The following is a 15,328-nucleotide window of genomic DNA, read 5'->3' as shown; positions in this document are numbered from 1 at the left end:
CTCGCGAAAGCGGTGTGTCATTTGATCGTTCCCACGCTCCGCGTGGGAATGCCTCTAGGGACGCTCCGCGTCCAGTGACGCGGAGCGTCACGGGCTGCATTCCCACGCGGAGCGTGGGAACGATCAATGTGGGATCGGTGTTACAGCAATTCAAAGCTCTGCTGCGTCACCGCCTGCGAATCCAGGCCGATCTGCACGTTGAACTTGCCAGGCTCGGCTGCGTATTTGAGCTGGGCGTTGTAGAACTTCAGGTCTTCCTCGGTGATGGTGAAGTGCACGACTTTCTGTTCGCCGGCCTTGAGCATGATCTTCTGGAAGTTCTTCAGTTCTTTCACCGGGCGGATCATTGAACCGGTGACGTCCTGGATGTACAACTGCACCACGGTTTCGCCGTCACGCTTGCCGGTGTTCTTGACCATGACGCTGGCGTCGAGCTTGCCGCTGGCGTTGAGGGTGGTCGATGACAGCGCCATATCGCTCAGGGCGAAGGTGGTGTAGCTCAGGCCATAACCGAACGGAAACAGCGGGCCGGTGGTGTCATCGAAATACTGCGAGGTGTAGTTGCCCGGTTTGCCCGGAGTGAACGGCCGGCCGATGCTCAGGTGGTTGTAGTAGGTCGGGATCTGGCCCACGGAACGCGGGAAAGTCACCGGCAGTTTGCCCGACGGGTTGTAGTCGCCGAACAGCACGTCGGCGATGGCGTTGCCGCCCTCGGTGCCGCTGAACCAGGCTTCCAGAATCGCATCGGCCGACTTGTTCTCTTCGAGAATCGTCAGCGGACGGCCGTTCATCAGCACCAGTACCAGCGGTTTGCCAGTGGCTTTCAACGCACGGATCAATTCGCGCTGGGTTTGCGGGATGTTCAGGTCAGTGCGACTCGAGGATTCGTGGGACATGCCACGGGACTCGCCGACAGCGGCGACGATCACGTCAGCATCCTTCGCCGCTTTCACCGCTTCGTCGATCAGCACGTTGGCCGGGCGCGGGTCATCGACCACTTCCGGGGCATCGAAGTTGAGGAAGTTCAGGTAGTCGAGGACTTTCTTGTCGCCCGTGATGTTGGCGCCACGGGCGTAGATCAGGTTGGCCTTGTTGCCGATCACCGAACTCATACCGTCGAACAAAGTGACCGATTGTGCCGGGCGCCCGGCGGCGGCCCAGCTGCCCATCATGTCGATCGGCGCTTTTGCCAATGGACCGACCAGCGCGATTTTCGCGTCTTTCTTCAGCGGCAGAGTTTCGTTGTGGTTCTTCAGCAGCACCAGACTGCGCCGCGCCACTTCGCGGGCCTCGGCGCGGTGCAGGCGGCTCTCGGCGTAGGTGTCGGCCGGGTCATCCTCTGCCTTGCCGATCCGCAGGTACGGGTCCTTGAACAGGCCCATGTCGTACTTGGCCGCGAGCACTTCGCGCACAGCGTTGTCGATGTCTTTCTGTTCGATCTCGCCGGACTTGAGCAGCCCCGGCAACTCTTTGCCGTAAAGGGTGTCGTTCATGCTCATGTCGATGCCGGCCTTGATCGCCAGCTTCGCCGCTTCGCGACCGTCGCGAGCGACGCCGTGCTTGATCAGTTCGAAGATCGCGCCGTGATCGCTGACCGCCAGGCCTTTGAAGCCCCAGTCCTTGCGCAGCAGGTCGTTCATCAGCCAGGTGTTGGCCGTGGCCGGAATGCCGTTGATCGAGTTCAACGCCACCATTACACCGCCAGCGCCGGCATCGATCGCGGCGCGGTACGGTGGCAGGTAATCCTGGTACATCTTCACCGGGCTCATGTCGACGGTGTTGTAGTCGCGACCGCCCTCGACCGCGCCGTACAGGGCGAAGTGCTTGACGCTGGCCATGATGCTGTCGGCGGCACTTGGGGTCTCGCCCTGATAGGCCTTGACCATGACTTTGGCGATGCGCGAGGTCAGGTAGGTGTCTTCGCCGAAACCTTCGGAGCTGCGGCCCCAGCGTGGATCGCGGGAGATATCCACCATCGGCGCGAAGGTGATGTCGAGGCTGTCGGCGGCGGCTTCTTTAGCCGCAACGCGACCGGACTGGCCGATGGCGTCCATGTCCCAGCTCGACGCGAGGGCCAGCGGAATCGGGAAAATCGTACGGTGACCGTGGATCACGTCGTACGCGAAAAACATCGGAATCTTCAGGCGACTGCGCATGGCCGCGTCCTGCATCGGACGGTTTTCCGCGCGGGTGATCGAGTTGAACGTGCCACCGATGTTGCCGCCGGCGATTTCCTTGCGGATCAGCTCGCGGGGCATTTCCGGGCCGATGCTGATCAGGCGCAACTGGCCGATCTTCTCGTCGAGGGTCATTTGTTTCATCAGGTTGCTGATGAAAGCGTCCTTGTTTTCCAAAGGTACCGGGGTCGTGGCGGCCAGTACCTGATGACTGGCCAGGCTGACGAACAGACCCAGCAAACACAGCTTCTTCATGAATTTTTTCTCTAGAGCCCAAACGGTGATGCAACACCGGCCAGCCAAAATGTAGGGAGCGACTATTGTTGTTCGGGTGCCGGCGCAAAATCCTGAGCCGGAAAACCGCAGCCGACAGCGGCAACGTGAACGCGAAGGGCACTTTTTAGCCGATTAACCCGTCGCATGCCAGTGGCGGCGCCGATTATGCCCCAACCGCTGGCCGGGAATGCCCAGCGCTCGGTTTTTAAATCAAATGTGTCATGGAGCATCACTGCAATGAATATCAGCTCAACCTCCCGTTCACGGCTACAGATCGCCACGTTGCTGGTGTTCGCCACGCTGTTGACCGCGTGCGGCATCAACAATATCCCGACCCTCGACGAACAGGCCAAAGCCGCCTGGGGCCAGGTGCAGAACCAGTACCAGCGCCGTGCCGACCTGATCCCCAATCTGGTGGAAACCGTGAAGGGCTACGCGGCCCACGAACAGGAAACCCTGACCGCAGTGATTGAGGCGCGAGCCAAGGCGACGTCGATTCAGGTCGATGCCAGCACCCTCGACAATCCCGAGAAGCTCAAGCAGTTCCAGCAGGCGCAAGATCAACTGACCGGCGCATTGAGCCGCTTGATGGTGGTCTCCGAGCGCTACCCGGATCTGAAGGCCAACCAGAACTTCCTCGCTCTGCAATCGCAACTCGAAGGCACGGAAAACCGCATTGCCGTGGCGCGTCGCGATTTCATCCTGGCGGTGCAGAAATACAACACCGAGATCCGCACCTTCCCCGGTCGCCTGTGGCACAGCGTGATGTACAGCGATCTGCCGATGCGCGAGACCTTCGAAGCCACCACGCCCGGCGCGGAAAAAGCCCCGGAAGTGAAATTCTGACTCGAGGTCGCCCATGCGTGTGTTGAAACTGGGCCTGGTGCTGATGCTGTGGCTGTTCGCCGTCAGCGCCCGGGCCGAATTGACGTTTCCGCCGCTGAGCGGGCGCGTGGTCGATCAGGCGCAGATGATCGAGCCATCGATTCGCGCGCAACTGAGCCAGCAATTGCAGGCGCACGAGCAGGCCACCGGCGAGCAATTGGTGGTGGTCACGCTGCCGGATCTGCAGGGCACCACCATCGAGGATTTCGGCGTCCAACTGGGTCGGCACTGGGGCATCGGCCAGAAGGACAAGAACAACGGCGCCTTGCTGATCGTCGCCCGTGACGAGCGCAAACTGCGCATCGAAGTCGGCTATGGCCTGGAGGATCGCCTGACCGATGCGCAGTCGTCGGTGATCATTCATCAGGTCATCACGCCGGCGTTCAAGGCCGGCAACTTCAGCAAAGGCATCAGCGACGGCGTTGCGGCGATGCTGGTAGTGCTCGGTGGCAATCCGCTGGACGAACCCTCAACCGTGTACGAATCCAGCGGCGACCCGGCGGATGATTTCATCTCGCGGCACCCGGCGCTGTTCATGTTTCTGGTGATGTTGTTCATCCTGACGGTGTTTGTCTGCCAGATGCTCGGTATCCTGCCTGCCGGCCGGGGCGGCTCCGGAGGAGGGGGCGGCTTTGGCGGAGGCGGCGGATTCGGCGGCGGAGGCGGTGGCGGCTTCAGCGGTGGCGGGGGCAGTTTCGGCGGCGGCGGTTCGTCCGGCGGCTGGTGAGATCAAAAGAATAATGAGCAGGCACTTTTCGACATGGCATTACTGACTGAACACGAACAACGCAAAGTCGCCGAGGCCATCGCCCGGGTCGAACGCGACACCGACGCCGAACTGGTCACGGTGCTCGCTGCCCGCGCCGATGATTACGCGTACATCCCGCTGCTCTGGGCCAGTCTGCTGGCGCTGGTGTTGCCGGGCATCGTCCACTACCTCACGGGCTGGCTGACCCTGCGCAGCCTGCTGTTGGTGCAATGGGGCATGTTCATCGTCCTGTGCCTGTTGTTCCGTCTGCCGAAAATCACCACGCATCTGGTCCCGCGCCGCGTGCGCCACTGGCGCGCTTCCAACCTGGCGCGGCGGCAGTTTCTCGAACAGAACCTGCACCACACCGTGGGCAGCACCGGCGTGCTGATTTTTGTCTGCGAGGCTGAGCGCTATGTGGAAATTCTGGTGGACGAGGGGATTTCCAAACGGCTGGATAACAGCAACTGGGACGCGATTGTCGCAGCGTTTACCGAACAGGTCAGGCAGGGGCGCACGCTGGAAGGGTTTGTCACGTGCGTGGAGGCGTGTGGCGAGTTGTTGAAGGTGCATGTGCCGGTGACGCAGGTGAGGAATGAATTGCCGAATCGGTTAGTGGTGTTGGGCTGAAGCAGTCGCGCATATTTGGCCTCTGTGGCGAGGGGATTTATCCCCGATCGGCTGCGTAGCAGTCGCAACACCTGCGCGCGTGGTTTGACGGGCCGAACACAGAGGGCCGCTTCGCGCCCCATCGGGGATAAATCCCCTCGCCACAAAGGTCGGTGTCGTGGATTTTGCCGTTGGGTAAATAAGAGGGTGTCCCCAACCCCCATCCCCCCTAAAATACCCGCCATTCCCGATTCCGCCCGTCCGAGGCCGCTTGTCCATGTCCGTTTCCGCTTCTTCCGCGCCGTCCGCCAAACCGGCCGCCGATCACCACGCCCAGTTCATCGAGCTGCTGCAAACCAGCCTCGGCGACAGCGGTTTCATCAAGCTGGTGCTGGCCAAATACGTCGGTGAAGAGGCGGATCTGCAACGGGTCATCATCAAACCGGTTACGGTCAAGGCGCAGCCGTGTCTGTCTTTCGTTTATCGCTACAAGACCCGCGACATCACCAAGAACCTGCCGCTTGACGAGGGCGTGGCGCTGATTGCCGGTCTGCTGCCGACCTCGTTCAAAAATGCGCATTTACTGGCGCTGACCGACGAAGCGCAGCTGGAATACAGCAAAAAGGGCAAGAGTTCGCTGTTCAAGAGCAAACCTCAGCAATTGCGTGAAGCGCCGTCCGCCGAGCACAACCGCGAGAAAAACCGCTTTCTTGAGTTGAGCCGCCCGTTCCTCAAGGACTTGGGCGTGACCAATGCGCAACACGAGCTGATCCCGGCGATGTCGCGCAAGTGGAAGCAGATCAACAAGTTCATCGAAGTGTTCAGCCATGCCCTGACCTCGTCGCCGCTGGCGCTGGACAAACCGGTGCGGGTCGCCGATTTCGGTTCGGGCAAGGGCTACCTGACGTTCGCCATTCACGACTACCTGCGCAACACGCTGAAGGCCGAGGGCGAAGTCACTGGCGTCGAGCTGCGCGAAGAAATGGTCAACCTGTGTAACGCCGCAGCGGCCAAGCTCGAGCATCCGGGGCTGGTGTTCAAATGCGGTGACGTGCGCACGGTGGCGCCGAGTGAGCTGGACGTGATGATCGCCCTGCATGCCTGCGACATCGCCACCGATTACGCGATCCACACCGGCATCCGCTCGGGTGCGTCGATCATCATGTGCTCACCGTGCTGTCACAAACAGATCCGCCTGCAGATCCAGAGCCCGGCGCTGCTCAAACCGATGCTGCAATACGGCCTGCATCTCGGCCAGCAGGCGGAAATGGTCACCGACAGCTTGCGCGCGCTGTTCCTCGAAGCGTGCGGTTACGAGACCAAAGTCTTCGAATTCATTTCGCTGGAACACACCAACAAGAACAAGATGATTCTCGCGGTGAAACGCGCCGAGCCGGTTGATTCGACGCAACTGTTGGCGAAGATCGCAGAGCTGAAAGCGTTCTACCACATCAGCGAACACTGCCTGGAAACCCTGCTGCGCGCTGACGGCTATATGCCTTAACAGGCAGCCGCAAGCTTCAAGCGGCAAGCTGCAAGTTGAAGCATGACGCTGGTGTGCCTGATTTGGTTGATCCTGCTTTTTCTTGAAGCTTGAAGCTTGCAGCTTGCAGCTCAATTTGGGTCTACCTTGAATACTCCCAGTCATTTCCCCGAGGAGTTTTCCCATGGCCGCGAAAAAGATTCTGATGCTGGTCGGCGATTACGTCGAAGACTACGAAGTGATGGTGCCGTTCCAGGCCCTGCAGATGGTCGGCCACACGGTCCACGCCGTGTGCCCGGAAAAGTCCGCCGGCAGCACCGTGCGCACCGCGATTCATGATTTTGAAGGTGATCAGACCTACAGCGAAAAACCCGGTCACTTGTTCGCACTCAATTTCGATTTCGCCAAGACCAGCGAAGCCGATTACGACGCGCTGCTGATTCCCGGCGGTCGTGCTCCCGAGTACCTGCGGCTGAACGACAAAGTCCTCGAACTGGTGCGCGCGTTCGACAACGCCGGCAAGCCCATCGCAGCGGTCTGCCATGGCGCGCAACTGCTCGCGGCGGCGGGTGTGCTCGAGGGGCGTGAGTGTAGCGCGTATCCGGCCTGCGCCCCGGAAGTACGTCTGGCGGGCGGCACCTACATCGACATTCCGGTGACCGATGGCCATGTTCAGGGCAATCTGGCCAGCGCTCCGGCGTGGCCGGCGCATCCTAAATGGCTGGCCGGTTTCCTCGGTCTGCTCGGTACGAAAATCACCTTGTAGTCGAGGCAGGCGACAGACCGCGGCTGCTGGTCTTTACTCTGAAGCGCGAATTCTCTCAATCGCCCCCAGGAGAAACAGACATGTCCGGATGGTACGAAGTGAGCAAAAGCAGCAACGGCCAATTCAGGTTCGTGTTGAAAGCAGCGAACGCCGAAACGATTCTGACCAGCGAGCTCTACAGCACCCGCGCCGGTGCCGACGGCGGCATCGCCTCGGTGCAGGCCAACAGCCCGCTGGACGAGCGTTACGAGAAAAAATCGACCAAGGACGGCCACCCGTACTTCAATCTCAAGGCGGCCAATCACCAGGTCATCGGCAGCAGCGAGTCGTATTCATCGGATGGCGCGTGCGACAAGGGCATTGCCAGCGTGAAGGCCAACGGCCCGACGAAAACCATCAAGGACAAGACCCTGCCTGTCCTCTGAGCTCAGGGCATGAGCCTTTGAAATCAAAAGATCGCAGCCTTCGGCAGCTCCTACACCTGGAATGCATTTCCATGTAGGAGCTGCCGAAGGCTGCGATCTTTTGATCTTGCTTCAAACCTCAACCGGTACCGACAACTGCGGATCGCCCAGCGCATGACTCTTGGCATCAAAGAACCGCAACTCAACCCCGGTACCTTCAAACACCTTGGCGTAGTGACGCTTCTGATGCTGGATGAACGCGGCACTGCGCGGATAAATCGAGACCGCCACGCACTTCGGTCTGGCCAGGCGCAGCGCCCGCACCAGATGCGCATCCTGCTCGCCCAGCGCATGGCCGAAGATGCACAGGCTGTCGCCATGAGCCAGTAATTGCTCGTAGCAGAACGACAGATAATCGGAGCTGCGAATGGTCTTGAGCTTGTCGGCGCTCGGCCCTTCGGTGACGAACAGGGGCACGTCGTCCAGGGTCTTGATCGTATTGTTGATGGCGAAACTGCCGAGCAGGGTGCCTTCGGTCGAGGTCAGTTTGCGCGCGGTGCCGTCCTGATTACGCACCAGATGCAGCCCACCGTGCAGGTACAGCAGACGCGGTTTGTCGGTGGCGCTCTGGCTCAGATCAAAACTTGCGTCTGCGCCGTTGAACAGGTCGTCGATGGCCTCGCCCGGGTGTTGCAGCGCCCAGTAATTGAGCAGGTCGTAGTTGGTGGTGAACACCGTGCGATAGCGCGCCAGTTCTGCATTGAGCGCCGTCAGTGTCGAAGGCTGCACCAGCCGCCACGGGATGTGCACCGCGTGCACCGTGTTGATCAGCGCTTCCTTGATCACGTAATAGCGATTGCGCGGCGCCGCCGAGCTGACCGCCAGCGCCTTGTTGACCCGGCTGGTGGTTTTCAGGGCGCCCAGCACTTGCTCGAAGCTGCGGGTTTGCAGCGCGTCGAACACCGCCAGTTCCGATGGGCTCAGCGGTTTCTCTTCGACCGTACGGGCGTTTTCGAACAGCGAGTCGTAGCCGAAGTCATCCCAAACCGCACGGCTGGCGCCATTGCCCACCAGCAAACCCTGGAAATCGTTCGCGGCGCGCAAGGCGTTCCAGTCTTCGAGGGTGGCGTCGACATTGAGAAAATCGGTCATTGCGTGGGCGGTCTCAAAACAAAGGGCAGATGGACGGCGACTTTATCACGAGCGGACATTGAGCCAGATCAACATTGCTGGTGACTGATCGGTCGATCCTGTGTGCACCCGCCGAATCGAGGCAGTCGATCCGGCTCCAGTCAGGAGACACACGATGAGCAGCACCTTCTTCATTCCGGCGGTCAACATCATGGGCAGCGGCTGCCTCGACGAAGCCATGGTCGCGATCCGCAATTATGGTTTTCGCAAGGCGCTGATTGTCACCGATGCCGGGCTGGCCAAGGCTGGCGTGGCCGCGATGATCGCCGAGAAACTGGCGATGCAGGACATCGATTCGGTGATCTTCGATGGCGCCAGACCGAACCCGACCACGGCCAATGTCGAATCCGGGTTGGGGCTGATGAAGGAAAGCCGTTGCGATTTCGTCGTGTCGCTGGGTGGCGGCTCGCCACACGATTGCGCCAAGGGCATCGCGCTGTGCGCAACCAATGGCGGGCAGATCGGCGATTACGAAGGCGTCGACCGCTCGAGCAAGCCGCAATTGCCGCTGATCGCCATCAACACCACCGCCGGCACTGCCAGCGAAATGACCCGCTTCTGCATCATCACCGACGAATCGCGCCACGTGAAAATGGCCATCGTCGACCGCAACGTCACGCCACTGCTGTCGGTCAACGACCCGGAGTTAATGGTCGCGATGCCCAAAGGGCTGACCGCCGCCACCGGCATGGACGCGCTGACCCACGCGATCGAAGCGTATGTCTCGACCGCCGCCAACCCGATCACCGATGCTTGCGCGCTTAAAGCGATGAGCCTGATCAGCAGCAACCTGCGTCTGGCCGTGCGCGACGGCAGCGACCTGGCGGCGCGGGAGAACATGGCTTACGCGCAGTTCCTCGCAGGCATGGCGTTCAACAACGCCTCGCTCGGATTTGTCCACGCCATGGCGCATCAGCTCGGCGGCTACTACGACTTGCCCCACGGCGTCTGTAACGCCGTGCTGTTGCCGCATGTGCAGAGCTTCAATGCGCTGGTCTGCGCTGACCGACTCAGGGATGTCGCCCACGCCATGGGCGCGGATATTCGTGGTTTCAGCGCAGAGGAGGGCGCGCAGGCGGCGATCAATGCCATTCGCAACCTTGCCAAAGACGTCGAGATTCCCGGCGGACTGCGTGAGCTGGGCGCGAAACTTAGCGACATCCCGGTGCTCGCCGCCAATGCTTTGAAGGATGCGTGCGGAGTGACCAATCCACGGGCGGCAGATCAGCGCCAGATCGAGGAAATTTTCCGCAACGCGTTTTGAATGAAGGCGCGCAGGCGAGCGAAGTCGAACAGTCCTTCGCTTGCTTCTGCGACCACGGCAAATGTCCGCACACGGCCCCAATCTGAAACCTGGCCGGCGATGTTGTGAACGGCGGATATACGGTACTGCCCGACTGCCAATGAGTGTGCAGCCGGTGTTTGCCATTTCCGGTCGCTTTCGACCGCTGCACTGGCAATCTCCAGGCCAGTGTCCAGATCGAAAATACTGACGAAACCCTCGGCCCGTGTGACATCTCCCGACAACATCACAGGCGCATTTACCTCCGCTCCCTCAAGCGGTACGAAGACGCCCGGGACGTCGATTTCGGGCCGCAGTCGCACCTCATATCCGCGCTCGTCACTCCATTCAGACGTGATGCCTGCATACGTCTGGTGGGCGTGAATCTTCTGCTGGCCTGGAGCCTGGGCGCCGCTGATGCTGAACGCCCATCGTCCCTTTGCGCTGACCAGCCCTGCACCGAGCGAATGGGTGTTTTCAATGTTCCAGACCTGTACAAGCGCATCGGGTATGCCGCTGCCGAGCAACAATGTCGCAGGTCCCGTCGTGCTGGCCTCCTCGGGGTAGGTGATGGTCGGGGCCGGGGCAGGTTGTGACATTTGCTCGTCGCGAGTGCTCATCGTTCTTCTCGTCCATGGCTGATTTGAACGCTGAGGTTGGCATGACGTGCCTGAATTCGAACCTGTAAGAACTACCAGTCCTCCAGTCTTTTTTGCACGGTGATCAATTTCGTTTTCTTCTAAAAAACTGTCATTTGTGTCAGTTGTCCGGCGTGGCTTCTTCGGGTCGAATGCTCTCAGCGAGGGGATCGATGTCGATCCCGCAGGAGAATACGAACATGCCGGAATCCACCGCGCCATTGCCCCCAACCGCGCAGTCAGCCGGGGAGCTGGACGCTCTGTTTGGTCTGCGAACGCTGAAATTTCCCGGAGCGGCCAAGACCATTGCCGAAGGCGTGTCTATCACGCCTTCGGGGCAGATCATGGTCAGCGTTACCGTCGAGCAATCGGGCCATTCGTACTACGGCCTTGCGCGCCTGGATGCCGATGGCAATCCGGACCCGGATTTCGGCACCGACGGATATCTCAGCGGCCGGTTCGGCACAGGCTCGCTCACCCAAGGCGGGCCATTGATCGTTGATGCGCTCGGACGGATCTGGATGTGCGGTGTGATTGGCGTGGTCAAAGACCAGACGCTTGAATACCAGCAAGTCATCGCGCGGTTTCTGCCCGACGGTTCGCCGGATATCGAGTTCGGCGGCGACAGGAATGGCTACCGGATTGTGCCCATGCGGATTCCGGCACTCTTTGGGGCCACCCATGGGCAACTGCTGCTGGCCAAATCCGATCCGCAGCTTGCGCAGCCGGACAGGCTGCTGTTTGTGACAGCGCAAAAGGGCAGTGGCCTGTTGACGCGATTCAATCTCGATGGCTCGGACGATTTATCGTTCGCCAGCAACGGTTGGCTGCCCCTGTCGCTGCCAGGCGTGGCCATTTCGCTGTCCGGGATCATCCAGCTCGACGGTGGGCTGATTCTCGTGCATGGCAAAACTGAAATAACCAACCAGGGACTGGTCATGGCGTTCGACCACAACGGGAAAGTTGCAGAAGGCTTCGGCGAAAAGGGCGTACTGCTACTGAACCTTCAGCGTAATGGCAAGACGCTCGAAAGCCACGTGACCAACATCGCTGTGCAAACGGCGCAGCGCCTGCTTTTGCTCGGTTCGGCGGTCGAGTCAACGGACGGCACGAGACTGCAATACGCGTTGATCAGTGGTATTACCTACGCCGGCCAAATGGATGACGCGTTCAAAAATCCTGTCCTCACCCCGACGGCGCATGAACTCGACCTGAGAGGTTGGCAAGCAGGGTTTGCGCTGGATGACATCGCTGGTAAACGTATTGTGGCGGTCGGACAGACCTCGGGCAGCGCACGAGGCTTGCTGACGGCAGGCTTTCTGGTCGATGGCGCAGTGGATGATTCGTTTGATGTCGAGGGCGCGAAGGACATTTCATGGCCAGCCATCGATGCCTGCCTGCAAGGCTCTTCGATCCTGGTGTTAGGTCGCAAGGACGACAGCGCGCAGCTGGTTCGCTTGCTGACCGCGCCTGTCACAAAACAGCGCGCCAGCATGGGCAACTGAGCAGTCAGCGGTAAAACCGGGCTATCCTGCCGACTCGGATGAACCCTGCCTTCGAGCCCACCATGCTGCAAAAAAGCCTGATCCGCCGTCTCGACCTGATCACTCTGCAACTGTTCGTCGCCGTCCACGAGGAAGGCACGTTGACCCGTGCGGCTGCGCGCGAGGCCATCGCGGTGTCGGCGGCGAGCAAGCGCCTGATGGAATTGGAGGAGGCGCTGGGCATCGCTTTGTTCGTGCGTCAGGCCAAAGGCATGATCCTTACGCCTGCCGGTGAAACCCTGCTGCACCATGCCCGGCAGATGCTCTTCAATGTGGAAAAGATGGGCCTGGAACTGGGCGAGCACAGCCACGGTGTGCGTGGTTACGTGCGCATGCTGGCCAATCTTTCGGCGATCATTCAGTTTCTGCCCGAAGACTTGCGCGACTTCTCCGCGCGGCATCCGCAGGTCAAGACCGACCTTGAAGAACGGCCCAGCGCCGGGGTGATTCAGGGCGTGCTCGACGGCGTTGCGGATCTCGGCATCTGCTCTGAGGACAGTGACACCAAAGGCCTGCACAGCGTGTTGTACCGCCAGGACAAACTGGTGGTGGTCATGCTGTCGGAACATCCCTTGGCTGCGCGTGAATCGGTGGCCTTCGATGAAACCCTCGACAGCGACTACGTTGGTTTGCACGCGGCCAGTTCGATCAACATGCGTACCCATGCGGCGGCGCGGCAGGCCGGCAAAGTCCTGCGCATCCGCATTCATGTGCCGGGGTTTGATGCGGTGTGCCGGATGGTCCAGGCGAACATGGGCATCGGCATTCTGCCGCAGCGAGCCTATGAGTTGTTTGGTCAGGCACTGGGCTTGCGCGCGGTGCCGTTGACCGACGACTGGTCCGATCGCGCGCTGATTGTGGTGGTGCGCGATGAGGCAGGGTTGTCGCCGGTGAGCCGGATGTTGTTTGAGCATTTGCGCGGGCGGTAGATCTTCATTGCGGCTGATGGCCTCTTCGCGAGCAGGCTCGCTCCCACATTGAACTTGTGTGAACACAGAATCTGAAACCACTACAGATCCTTGTGGGAGCGAGCCTGCTCGCGAAGGCGGCCCTGAATTCACCACGCAATCACAGCGGAGCATTCGCGTTTCGCGAACGCTCATTGCCGAGAGACGGCTGGATTCTCCGATCATCGTTCCTCTAGCCTTGGCGACATATTCCAAGAACAAGAGGTACCCGCGATGACTGCCCCTTTGAGTGCAATCAAAGTGATCGAGATCGGCACCCTGATCGCCGCGCCGTTTGCCGCGCGCATGCTTGCCGAGTTCGGCGCCGAGGTAATCAAGATCGAAGCCATGGGGCAGGGCGACCCGCTGCGCAAATGGCGCAAGCTGCACGAAGGCACATCGCTGTGGTGGTACCTGCAATCGCGCAACAAGAAATCCCTGGCGCTCAATCTGAAATCCGCTGAAGGCATCGAACTGGTCAAGCAACTGGCCGGCGACGCCGACGTGATCATCGAAAACCTGCGTCCCGGTGCGCTGGAAAAACTCGGTCTGGGCTGGGACGTGCTGCATGCCTTGAATCCGAACCTGACCCTGGTGCGTATCTCCGGCTACGGCCAGACCGGCCCTTACCGTGACCGGCCCGGTTTCGGTGCGATTGGCGAGGCCATGGGCGGCATCCGCTACACCACCGGCAATCCCGATTCGCCACCGGCGCGGGTCGGCGTCAGCCTCGGCGATTCGCTGGCCTCGCTGCACGCGGTGATCGGCGCGCTGATGTCGCTGTTGCGGGTCAAGACCGGGCAGGGCGGTGGGCAGGTCGTCGATGTGTCGCTGGCCGAAAGCGTGTTCAACGTCATGGAAAGTCTGGTGCCGGAGTACGACATGCTCGGCCATGTCCGCGAACGCAGCGGCGGTGCCCTGCCGGGTATCGCGCCCTCCAATACCTACCTCACCGCCGACGGCGCCTACGTGGTGATTGCCGGCAACAGCGACCCGATCTACAAGCGCCTGATGCATACCATCGGCCGCGCAGACCTGGCCGGCGCAGAAGAGTTCGCCCACAACGACGGCCGCGCGGCGCAGAGCGGTTTGCTCGATGCGGCCATCACACACTGGACCAGTAGCCTGCCGATCGACGAGGTACTGGCCGCCCTCGAAGCCGCTGAAGTGCCGGCCGGGCGCATCTACTCGGTGGCTGACATCGTCGCCGATCCGCACTATCAGGCGCGGGACATGCTGCTCGATGCCGAGTTGCCCGGTGGCGCAACGGTGAAGATGCCCGGCATTGTCCCCAAACTCTCGGAGACCCCCGGCGGGGTGAACTGGTCGGGGCCGAAACTGGGCCAGCACACCGACGCTATTCTCGCCAATCTTGGCCTGACTGAACTCGACATCGAACGTCTGAAAGGCCAGGGGGTGGTGCAATGATCACTGACTATTCGCAAACCCTGATCGTCCAGGAAGTCTCGCCCCGCGACGGTTTGCAGATCGAGCCGACATGGGTGGAAACCGCTGACAAGATCGCCCTGATCAATCAATTGTCGCAGGCCGGATTCAGCCGCATCGAAGCCGGCTCGTTCGTCTCGCCCAAAGCCATTCCGGCGCTGCGTGACGGCGAGCAGGTGTTCACGGGCATCCAGCGTCAGCCAGGGGTGATTTACGTGGCGTTGATCCCCAATCTGAAAGGTGCGCAACGGGCACTGGCGGCGAATGCCGATGAGTTGAATCTGGTGATGTCCGCCAGCCAGACCCACAACCTGGCCAATATGCGCATGCGTTGCGAAGAGTCGCTGACGGCGTTCGCTGACATCGTTGCGTTTGTCAGCGGCTCAGGTGTGCGCCTCAACGGCAGCATCGCCACTACCTTCGGTTGTCCGTTCGAAGGCCGGATCGATGAGGATCGCGTACTGCAGATCGTCGACGCTTATCAAGAGTTCGGCATTCAGGGCATCAGCCTCGCCGACACCACCGGCATGGCCAACCCGCGTCAGGTGGATCGCTTGGTGCGGCGCGTTTTGCAACGGGTTTCGCCGGCCGATCTGACCCTGCATTTCCACAACACCCGCGGCCTCGGCCTGTGCAATGTGCTGGCCGCTTACGAGGCCGGCGCGCGGCGCTTCGATGCGGCGCTGGGTGGCCTCGGTGGCTGTCCGTTTGCGCCGGGTGCGTCGGGCAATATCTGCACCGAAGACCTGGTGAACCTGTGCGATGAAGTCGGCATTCCCACCGGGATCGACTTGCCGCTGCTGCTGAAGCTTTCGCGCGGCTTGCCGGCGCTGTTGGGCCACGATGTCCCCGGCCAACTGGCCAAGGCCGGGCGCAATTGCGATCTGCATCCGACCCCGACCTGAGACACACCAGCACCCCTGTGGGAGCGG

The 15,328-nt window shown here is 60.9% G+C and carries 14 protein-coding genes; 11 read left to right on the top strand and 3 right to left on the bottom strand.

Going from position 1 to position 15,328, the window contains the following annotated elements; translation table 11 throughout:
- Window positions 1-140: 140 nt before the first annotated feature.
- Window positions 141-2,432: a beta-glucosidase BglX gene (gene bglX / locus AB4N47_RS16725; RefSeq protein WP_341638653.1), complete on the bottom strand. Its 2,292-nt coding sequence runs from the start codon at window positions 2,430-2,432 to the stop codon at window positions 141-143.
- Window positions 2,433-2,690: 258 nt separating this feature from the next.
- Here bglX and AB4N47_RS16720 point away from each other — a divergent pair, with 258 nt between their 5' ends.
- From AB4N47_RS16720 to AB4N47_RS16695, 6 genes are all read left to right on the top strand, one after another.
- Window positions 2,691-3,299, top strand: a complete 609-nt coding sequence (locus AB4N47_RS16720) for a LemA family protein (RefSeq protein ID WP_024011957.1) — start codon at window positions 2,691-2,693, stop codon at window positions 3,297-3,299.
- Between the two features lie 13 nt (window positions 3,300-3,312).
- Window positions 3,313-4,065: a TPM domain-containing protein gene (locus tag AB4N47_RS16715; RefSeq protein ID WP_460154286.1), complete on the top strand. Its 753-nt coding sequence runs from the start codon at window positions 3,313-3,315 to the stop codon at window positions 4,063-4,065.
- Window positions 4,066-4,098: 33 nt separating this feature from the next.
- Window positions 4,099-4,716, top strand: coding sequence for a TPM domain-containing protein (locus tag AB4N47_RS16710; protein ID WP_024011959.1), 618 nt, complete (start codon window positions 4,099-4,101; stop codon window positions 4,714-4,716).
- Between the two features lie 256 nt (window positions 4,717-4,972).
- The gene (locus tag AB4N47_RS16705) at window positions 4,973-6,199 is read left to right on the top strand and encodes a class I SAM-dependent methyltransferase (protein WP_341638654.1); all 1,227 of its coding nucleotides are present in this window, start codon (window positions 4,973-4,975) and stop codon (window positions 6,197-6,199) included.
- Window positions 6,200-6,362: 163 nt separating this feature from the next.
- Window positions 6,363-6,944 (top strand): DJ-1/PfpI family protein, encoded by a 582-nt coding sequence (locus AB4N47_RS16700; RefSeq protein ID WP_341638655.1) that lies wholly within the window; start codon window positions 6,363-6,365, stop codon window positions 6,942-6,944.
- A gap of 80 nt (window positions 6,945-7,024) precedes the next feature.
- Window positions 7,025-7,369 carry a YegP family protein gene (locus tag AB4N47_RS16695; RefSeq protein WP_071174640.1) on the top strand — a complete coding sequence of 115 codons (345 nt, stop codon included), beginning with the start codon at window positions 7,025-7,027 and terminating at the stop codon, window positions 7,367-7,369.
- A 111-nt stretch (window positions 7,370-7,480) separates the two neighbouring features.
- Here the strand turns inward: AB4N47_RS16695 and AB4N47_RS16690 are convergent, their stop codons facing one another.
- Window positions 7,481-8,500 (bottom strand): DUF4917 family protein, encoded by a 1,020-nt coding sequence (locus AB4N47_RS16690; protein WP_460154285.1) that lies wholly within the window; start codon window positions 8,498-8,500, stop codon window positions 7,481-7,483.
- Between the two features lie 154 nt (window positions 8,501-8,654).
- Between AB4N47_RS16690 and yiaY the strand changes: the two genes are divergently transcribed.
- The gene (yiaY, locus tag AB4N47_RS16685) at window positions 8,655-9,803 is read left to right on the top strand and encodes an L-threonine dehydrogenase (RefSeq protein ID WP_341638657.1); all 1,149 of its coding nucleotides are present in this window, start codon (window positions 8,655-8,657) and stop codon (window positions 9,801-9,803) included.
- Here yiaY and AB4N47_RS16680 read toward each other — a convergent pair.
- Window positions 9,764-10,441 carry a hypothetical protein gene (locus AB4N47_RS16680; RefSeq protein ID WP_341638658.1) on the bottom strand — a complete coding sequence of 226 codons (678 nt, stop codon included), beginning with the start codon at window positions 10,439-10,441 and terminating at the stop codon, window positions 9,764-9,766. The genes yiaY and AB4N47_RS16680 overlap by 40 nt on opposite strands.
- A gap of 218 nt (window positions 10,442-10,659) precedes the next feature.
- Between AB4N47_RS16680 and AB4N47_RS16675 the strand changes: the two genes are divergently transcribed.
- The 4 genes from AB4N47_RS16675 to AB4N47_RS16660 all read left to right on the top strand — a co-directional run bounded on the left by AB4N47_RS16675 (window position 10,660) and on the right by AB4N47_RS16660 (window position 15,301).
- Window positions 10,660-11,964, top strand: coding sequence for an NHL repeat-containing protein (locus tag AB4N47_RS16675; RefSeq protein WP_341638659.1), 1,305 nt, complete (start codon window positions 10,660-10,662; stop codon window positions 11,962-11,964).
- 62 nt (window positions 11,965-12,026) lie between these two features.
- A complete protein-coding gene (locus AB4N47_RS16670) occupies window positions 12,027-12,932 on the top strand; it encodes a LysR family transcriptional regulator (protein ID WP_341638660.1) in 906 nt (301 codons plus the stop codon).
- A 252-nt stretch (window positions 12,933-13,184) separates the two neighbouring features.
- Window positions 13,185-14,378 carry a CaiB/BaiF CoA transferase family protein gene (locus tag AB4N47_RS16665; RefSeq protein ID WP_341638661.1) on the top strand — a complete coding sequence of 398 codons (1,194 nt, stop codon included), beginning with the start codon at window positions 13,185-13,187 and terminating at the stop codon, window positions 14,376-14,378.
- Window positions 14,375-15,301: a hydroxymethylglutaryl-CoA lyase gene (locus AB4N47_RS16660; protein WP_341638662.1), complete on the top strand. Its 927-nt coding sequence runs from the start codon at window positions 14,375-14,377 to the stop codon at window positions 15,299-15,301. The genes AB4N47_RS16665 and AB4N47_RS16660 overlap by 4 nt, the downstream gene beginning before the upstream one ends.
- The last annotated feature ends 27 nt before the right edge of the window (window positions 15,302-15,328 follow it).

The sequence above is a fragment of the Pseudomonas sp. S3_G06 genome (assembly GCF_054667565.1).
The sequence above is the reverse complement of the archived record's forward strand: the minus strand, read 5'-3'. Positions and strand labels throughout refer to the sequence as shown.

Coding starts and splice junctions, on each gene's coding strand:
- AB4N47_RS16680 (WP_341638658.1), bottom strand. CDS start 10,441: ATGAGCACTCGCGACGAGCAAATGTCACAACCTGCCCCGGCCCCGACC.
- yiaY (WP_341638657.1), top strand. CDS start 8,655: ATGAGCAGCACCTTCTTCATTCCGGCGGTCAACATCATGGGCAGCGGC.
- AB4N47_RS16690 (WP_460154285.1), bottom strand. CDS start 8,500: ATGACCGATTTTCTCAATGTCGACGCCACCCTCGAAGACTGGAACGCC.
- AB4N47_RS16720 (WP_024011957.1), top strand. CDS start 2,691: ATGAATATCAGCTCAACCTCCCGTTCACGGCTACAGATCGCCACGTTG.
- AB4N47_RS16695 (WP_071174640.1), top strand. CDS start 7,025: ATGTCCGGATGGTACGAAGTGAGCAAAAGCAGCAACGGCCAATTCAGG.
- AB4N47_RS16660 (WP_341638662.1), top strand. CDS start 14,375: ATGATCACTGACTATTCGCAAACCCTGATCGTCCAGGAAGTCTCGCCC.
- bglX (WP_341638653.1), bottom strand. CDS start 2,432: ATGAAGAAGCTGTGTTTGCTGGGTCTGTTCGTCAGCCTGGCCAGTCAT.
- AB4N47_RS16665 (WP_341638661.1), top strand. CDS start 13,185: ATGACTGCCCCTTTGAGTGCAATCAAAGTGATCGAGATCGGCACCCTG.
- AB4N47_RS16715 (WP_460154286.1), top strand. CDS start 3,313: ATGCGTGTGTTGAAACTGGGCCTGGTGCTGATGCTGTGGCTGTTCGCC.
- AB4N47_RS16670 (WP_341638660.1), top strand. CDS start 12,027: ATGCTGCAAAAAAGCCTGATCCGCCGTCTCGACCTGATCACTCTGCAA.
- AB4N47_RS16700 (WP_341638655.1), top strand. CDS start 6,363: ATGGCCGCGAAAAAGATTCTGATGCTGGTCGGCGATTACGTCGAAGAC.
- AB4N47_RS16710 (WP_024011959.1), top strand. CDS start 4,099: ATGGCATTACTGACTGAACACGAACAACGCAAAGTCGCCGAGGCCATC.
- AB4N47_RS16705 (WP_341638654.1), top strand. CDS start 4,973: ATGTCCGTTTCCGCTTCTTCCGCGCCGTCCGCCAAACCGGCCGCCGAT.
- AB4N47_RS16675 (WP_341638659.1), top strand. CDS start 10,660: ATGCCGGAATCCACCGCGCCATTGCCCCCAACCGCGCAGTCAGCCGGG.